The organism is Nonomuraea antimicrobica, from assembly GCF_039536965.1.
Classification (GTDB): Bacteria; Actinomycetota; Actinomycetes; order Streptosporangiales; family Streptosporangiaceae; genus Nonomuraea; species Nonomuraea antimicrobica.
Genome location: NZ_BAAAZP010000054.1, coordinates 1 through 5,916, shown reverse-complemented (window position 1 = coordinate 5,916; position 5,916 = coordinate 1). Strand labels below are relative to the sequence as shown.

At 68.7% G+C, this 5,916-nt stretch carries 7 protein-coding genes and 1 pseudogene; 2 read left to right on the top strand and 6 right to left on the bottom strand.

The window, feature by feature from the left end; translation table 11 throughout:
* On the bottom strand, window positions 1-765 hold a 765-nt coding region (locus ABD844_RS15185), incomplete at its 3' end, for an ROK family protein (protein WP_344877290.1).
* Window positions 766-1,127: 362 nt separating this feature from the next.
* Between ABD844_RS15185 and ABD844_RS15180 the strand changes: the two genes are divergently transcribed.
* Together ABD844_RS15180 and ABD844_RS15175 are read left to right on the top strand one after the other, a co-directional pair.
* Window positions 1,128-1,580: an MFS transporter gene (locus ABD844_RS15180; protein ID WP_344877288.1), complete on the top strand. Its 453-nt coding sequence runs from the start codon at window positions 1,128-1,130 to the stop codon at window positions 1,578-1,580.
* Between the two features lie 34 nt (window positions 1,581-1,614).
* Window positions 1,615-2,262 carry an NADPH-dependent FMN reductase gene (locus ABD844_RS15175; RefSeq protein WP_344877286.1) on the top strand — a complete coding sequence of 216 codons (648 nt, stop codon included), beginning with the start codon at window positions 1,615-1,617 and terminating at the stop codon, window positions 2,260-2,262.
* A 123-nt stretch (window positions 2,263-2,385) separates the two neighbouring features.
* Here the strand turns inward: ABD844_RS15175 and ABD844_RS15170 are convergent, their stop codons facing one another.
* From ABD844_RS15170 to ABD844_RS15150, 5 genes and pseudogenes are all read right to left on the bottom strand, one after another.
* On the bottom strand, window positions 2,386-2,793 hold the full coding sequence (locus ABD844_RS15170) for a spore-associated protein A (RefSeq protein WP_344877284.1): 408 nt from the start codon (window positions 2,791-2,793) through the stop codon (window positions 2,386-2,388).
* Window positions 2,794-2,831: 38 nt separating this feature from the next.
* Window positions 2,832-3,182 (bottom strand): hypothetical protein, encoded by a 351-nt coding sequence (locus tag ABD844_RS15165; protein WP_344877282.1) that lies wholly within the window; start codon window positions 3,180-3,182, stop codon window positions 2,832-2,834.
* Between the two features lie 156 nt (window positions 3,183-3,338).
* Window positions 3,339-3,905 (bottom strand): NBR1-Ig-like domain-containing protein, encoded by a 567-nt coding sequence (locus ABD844_RS15160; protein WP_344877280.1) that lies wholly within the window; start codon window positions 3,903-3,905, stop codon window positions 3,339-3,341.
* Between the two features lie 563 nt (window positions 3,906-4,468).
* On the bottom strand, window positions 4,469-5,038 hold the full coding sequence (locus tag ABD844_RS15155) for an imine reductase family protein (protein ID WP_344877278.1): 570 nt from the start codon (window positions 5,036-5,038) through the stop codon (window positions 4,469-4,471).
* Between the two features lie 4 nt (window positions 5,039-5,042).
* Window positions 5,043-5,916: pseudogene (locus tag ABD844_RS15150) on the bottom strand (anibiotic ABC transporter efflux pump); the annotation flags it as partial.

Genomic DNA, 5,916 nt, shown 5'->3' with positions numbered 1-5,916 from the left:
CTCCAGGCACCCCCGGGCGCCGCACCCGCAGCGCGGCCCCGCCGGGTCCACCGGCAGGTGACCGAACTCGCCCGCGCCGCCCCGCGCGCCCCGGTAGACGCGGCCGTTCGTGACGATCGCCGCGCCGACGCCCCGCCCGATCGTCAGGACGAGGAAGTCCTGGTGCGTGCGCCCCCGGCCGTACAGGCGCTCGGCGGCGGCCAGCGCGTTCACGTCGTTCTCGACCAGGACGGGCAGGTCGAGCCGGCGGCGCAGCCGCTCACCCACCGGCATCGCCTGCCAGCCGAGCGTCGGCGCGTTCACCGTGCCGACAGCCTGGTCGTCCACGCTGCCCGGCACGCCGACGCCGATCCCCAGCAGCGGCGGCACGCCGGAGACCTCGCGGACCACAGACTCGACGGCGCCCGCCAGTTGGTCGAGCGCGTCGGGCGCCGCCGGGTCGTGGGGGATCTCCCAGGAGCCGAGCACCTCTCCGTCGAGCCGTACGTCGACCAGCACCAGGTGCTCGGCCATCACCTTCACGCCGAGGGCCCGCCCGGCACTGCCCACCAGCCCGACCCGCTGCGCCGGACGGCCGCCGCGCGACGGCTTGAGATCCAGCTCCTCCAGCATCCCGTGCCCGATCAGCTCTTTGGTGAGCTGTGTGACGGTGGCGGGGCTGAGATCCAGCTCGCGGGCTATCTCGCTGCGGCTGAGCGGGCCGATCGTGCCCAGCAGGGCGAGGATCGCCGTCCTGGTGAGATCGCCGCGGTCCGTGCCTGCCATGTGTCGAGGACTTTCTTTAGGAATAAAGTTAGTGGTGAAGATACTGGGCCGCGGTCACCTCCTTGTCAAGAGCCAGAAACCATCCCGAAACCGGCGCCCGCTCGGGCCGGTGCCGCCGCCCGAGGATCGGCCCGTCACGCCCATGGGCGAGGACGGCGTCTGACCCGCCGATCAGTTCTTGCGGTGGCGGCGACCTCGAGGAGTTCGACCTGGATGGCCGGCACGTTGAGCGCTTCCTTCTCAGGGCCGGTAGCTGCGGCGGATGTCGTACGTGGTCCGCGCCCCGTCAATGGCTGCTCTACGGCGAGAATCTCCGACAAACCGCTTGAGGTTCCACCGGGTGGAAGGTGCGGATTCAAGCGATGAACGACGTGACGGGTCTTTACCCGATCGGGCAGTCGACCCAGCGCGGCGGCATGATCCTGCCCATGACGCAGCTCGTCCTGGGCCGCGCCGCGGGACCTGAGCGCCTGGGCCGGGTGATGGGCAAGGTCGGCTTCGTCGGGCGGATCGCCCCGATCTCCGGGCACGTGCTCGGCCGCGTGCTGATCGACGGCTGGGGCCGGCGCTGGGTCTTCTTCGTCAACGTGCCGCTCATCCTGGTCTCGCCGGCCATGACGTTGCGGTGGTTCCCCCAGGACGAGGAACGCGGCGAACCTTGTCGGGCTGCTCCTGCTGCCGGCCGGAGTGGTCGCCCTGCTCCACTCGCCGGCGGGGCTGGAAACGCCGACGGCTTCGCTTCAGCCCTGACGTGGATGTACATCCTCACCGCGACCGGCCTGGTCATGGCCGCAAGCCTGCCCGGCCGCAAATGATCGGCACTTGGTCGGACCCACCAAGGATGTATTCATGATCAAAGTAGTTGTCATCATCGGCAGCATCCGCCCGGGACGCAACGGCGAGGCCGTGGCCCGCTGGGCTCACGACCTGGCGACCGGACGGGACGACGCCTCGTTCGAGCTCGTCGACCTCAAGGGCTTCAACCTGCTGCACCTGGACGAGGCGCTGCCACCGGCGACGGGCCACTACGCCGACGCACACACCAGGGCCTGGGCCGCCAAGATCGCGTCCTTCGACGCGTACGTGTTCGTCATCCCCGAGTACAACCACTCGACTTCAGGCGGGCTGAAGAACGCCATCGACTTCCTGTACGTCGAATGGAACGACAAAGCCGCCGCCTTCGTCGGCCATAGCAGTGCGGGAGGCGTCCGAGCGGTGGAGCACCTTCGCCTGATCATGGGTGAACTACCCGTCGCTGACGTACGCACCCAGATCGCGCTGTCCTTGGCCACGGACTTCGAGAACTTCCACGTCCTCACCCCGGCGGCGCTGCCGGTGCCGGGGGTAAGTGCTGCTCTTGTAGGTGCACTCGTGCCACAACGCCACCAGGGTGTCCACCCCACCGGATACGACCGGACAGTCAGGCTCGCTGACCGTCTCCTCCGGCGCCTCCAACGCGGCCCGGGTCACCTTGAACCAGGTGTTTTTCCTGCTTGAGACCCGCTTCAGTGCCACGGCGCTCGGGCTCTCGGGGGTGGCCGACGGCAGGGCAGCCGAGCACCGCAGACTCCCCCCGAGATCTGGACCAATACCTACCGCACGCGGACACGTTCAGCCGGGTCAGTCGCAGTGGACCGTTTCCTTGAGGACGTAGGTCCTGCCGATGTATCCCTGGACGTCGATGCACTTGCCTCGCGCGTCGACGTACACCGGACCCGCGTAATACTTGAAGTTTCCTTCGTCATAGTCGGCCCAGGGCTGGTTCTCCACGCTGATGGCCGCCTGCTTGTAGCCGGAGCTGGGGCGGGAGGCCCGTGTGATGGCGCAGTTCTTCCCGTTGGAGGAGTTGTAGTACACCTCCAACGCGCCGACGGATCCGATCTTGTAGTTGCCGACCTTCCGGTAGCCTGCCCCGCACTCACCGGCCGCGCTGGCCGGTGTGGCGCTGACGATGAGCCAGGAAGCGACCATCACCATGCTGGCCAGGGCCGCGACCTTGCGACGTGTACGCAAATCATTGCCTTTCATCGATCGTCTTTTCCGTGGAACCGTTTACCGGCGGCGAGTCAGCGCTTCTGGAAGTAGGGGTTGCGAGCCTTGAAGGTGCACTCACCCACGAACTTGACCGTCTTGCCGGCCGGGATCGTCTTCCATTTGGTGCTGTACTGCTTCGAACCGCCGCCAAACGCGTTGACGCACCAGTACACGAGACGCGCCTGACTGGTCTTCGTGGTGCCGCCCCTCCAGCATTTACCCCAAACGGTGGTGTTTCCGGTTCCCGGGGCGTTGCAAAGCACGCCCGCCGCGCTTCCCGCGGACGCGGAGGCAGTGGCGGCCCCAGCAACACCGCTGCCGAACGACATCAGCATGAAAACCGCACCCATTGCGATGGCCAGAGAACGGATTACCTGAGTCACTATTAACCTTCCCCTCATGGATGGATTGCGCCTGACCTGGCATCCCACTCCATTAGGGTGCCAAGGTCTCCGCCATGCTGGCACAGGCAAAACCGGCCGACAACAGATTGTTCGTCCAGCGCGGCGATTTGGACATTGGACAAATAGATCCGCAGGTCAGGGCGCTCCTACCTGCACGTCCAGAAACACCGGGCGCTTGTCCGGAAGCAGCGCTCGCCCTTCCGCATCGGTCATCTTCCAATAGATGAGGCAGTGCCCGACTTCGTCGATGGCCTGTACCTCCACCGCGATGTCCACGGTTTGACCAGGCGCTGTCGGCGGTATGCTCACCATTTCAGGTGATCGGCAAGGTCCGGGATTGACGCGAGTCAGCCGTCTGTCCGCCCAGAAGGTCGTCCCGATGTTGCGAATCCTCCACACCTTCCTGAAAACAGAGCCCGGTCGCACCTTCGAGCCGTCCGGATATGTCACGTCAGCAATGAATTCTGAATTATCTGCGACACTCGGGCTCGCCGTCGGCGCCGCTGCCGGGTCGTTTCGGTCCGCGCTCATCGCCAGATAAAGGGATGTCAGGCCGAGCACGATGATGGCAGCCAGGGCCATGGCGCTGAAGAGTGTGCGGTGCCACCGTGCGGATTTCGACGAAGGCGCCGGAACCATCACGACCTCAACGGGGGCGGCCGGCGGCCCGGTTGCGGGCTCGTTACCCGCACTGATGGCCACCGCTCCACCGGATGCGCCGGCGTCAGCAGCCGAACAAGCCGCTCTCGCGTGCTCCCAGAGTTCTCGCCACTCGCGTTCGGTCCCCTCGAGATCACGCCCCAGGCGATGAACCGCGAGGACCCGGACGAACTCCCAAGTCGTTTCCCAACTCGGCAACTTCCGCCCCTGCGCAGCGCTGGCTAACGACGACTTCGAGGCCGCCGCGCCGAGTCGAGAGGACATCTCCGCGTACGAGGGGTCACCTGCTTCCTCCTTCAGCCGCAGGAGCCGGTCTGCGAAGGCCCCCGCCGCACCAGAGTCCGGATCGGGTCTCATCGGCTGTCGCCCTCGCCGCTTTCCGCCCTGGTCAGCCCGCACTTCCGACCCTCATTTCCCCGTCTACCGCGTACCCTTCGCACTAATCATCACAAAAGCCCGCACCTGGCAGTGCCATGATCTGCTCGGCCGGCGACAGCTCCACTGGCGGTTGCCACGTTCTGGGACGCATGAATCATGGATCCTCTCCCTGACCCCGACCGAGCCGGGGCGATTCAGCAGGGGTGCCCGGGGCTCGAACCCGGAGCCTATGGATAGAGGTCGCGATCATGGTGGGGTCTGCGTGGGCGATGGCCTGGCGTCGGCGTCGCCGGCAGGACGAGCGCAGGACTTCCTCGGCCGGACGGCACCGGGTCGGGATGAGTGTCGCGAGCAGGCGGCGGATCTCGGGCACGGTCAGTGCGATGTTCTCGATGCCGCAGGTGGGCTGGAGCGCGGTCAGGGTGGACGATGTGCTCCAGGCTTGCGGCGACCGGGGTGGGTGACGACGGCCCTGCACCGGAGAAGCCGCCGTCGTCGATGTCGGCCGCGAGTCCGGGCAGCAGGTCGGCGACGAGCTGCGCCATCAGGCGGCCGTGAGGGGCCGGCACGGTGGCCGGCACCTGATGCCTGGCTGCGAGCGCGTAAGAGTGCATCAGCCCGTTGATCGAGCTCCAGAACAGGTTCAGCAGGGCCGCATCGAAGCTCGCTGCTCTGCCGGGGTCGGTGCCGAGGTGGACGGCCGTGCCGCCCAGTGCACTGAGGACCGTCCGCCGCGGCTTCTCGCCGTTGCCGCCCCGCAGGCCGGAGGGCGCCGGGATCGATCCCGGCGCCCTCAACTGGTCAGCCCGAGGTGAGGTCGCGGCGGTGGAAGCCGTAGAGGCCGAGGGCGGCCAGGGCTGCCGCGAGGGCGAGGAGCGCCGCCGTGGCCACGGGGGCGAACTCGCCGAGCGGGCGCCAGGGCAGGTGCGACAGCACCGAGGTGTTCACCAGCCACCCCGGCAGCCCCGCGTACGGCCCCAGCACCGTGACGAACCCGCTGTACACCAGGACGCCCCAGGCCACGCCCACGGCGCGCGGCGCGAGCCCGAGCAGCGCGACCGGTACGGCCAGCAGCACCAGCACCTCCGGTACGCGCAGCAGGCTCGCCCCGATGGCCTGGCCCGCGAGCGCGGGATCGCCGGTCGAGGCGGCGGCCCCGAGGCCCAGTCCCACCCCGTACGCCCCGAGCAGGACGACCACCGCGAGCGCGCAGACCGCCAGCGACGACCCCAGCCACGCCGATCGCCCGGTGGGCCCGGCCAGCACGGGGCCGAGCAGCCCGCGTGCCTCCTCCGCCCGCAGCCGCACCGCCGACAGGACCGCGAACACGCCCGCACAGAGCGACCCCGTGAACACCATGAGGGCGACCCAGGCCCGCCCGAGGTCCGCGCCGGCGAAGATGGGCAGGTCGGTGCTCGTCATCGCGCCCGTCATGGCCCCCAGCACCAGCCCGCCGACCAGGAACCCGGCCGCCCACCAGCCGATGGACGCCTGCTGGAGCCGCAGCCCCAGCGTGAACGGCGAGCGCAGCCACGGGGCCGCCGCGGCGCGTCCCGGGCGCGGGGCCACCAGCGCGGCCCCGAGGTCCCGGCGCGAGGCCAGCGCGTACGGCACCGCGACCAGCACCCCCGCCAGGACGAGCGGCAGGCCGAGCGGCCACCAGCGTTCCCCGGCC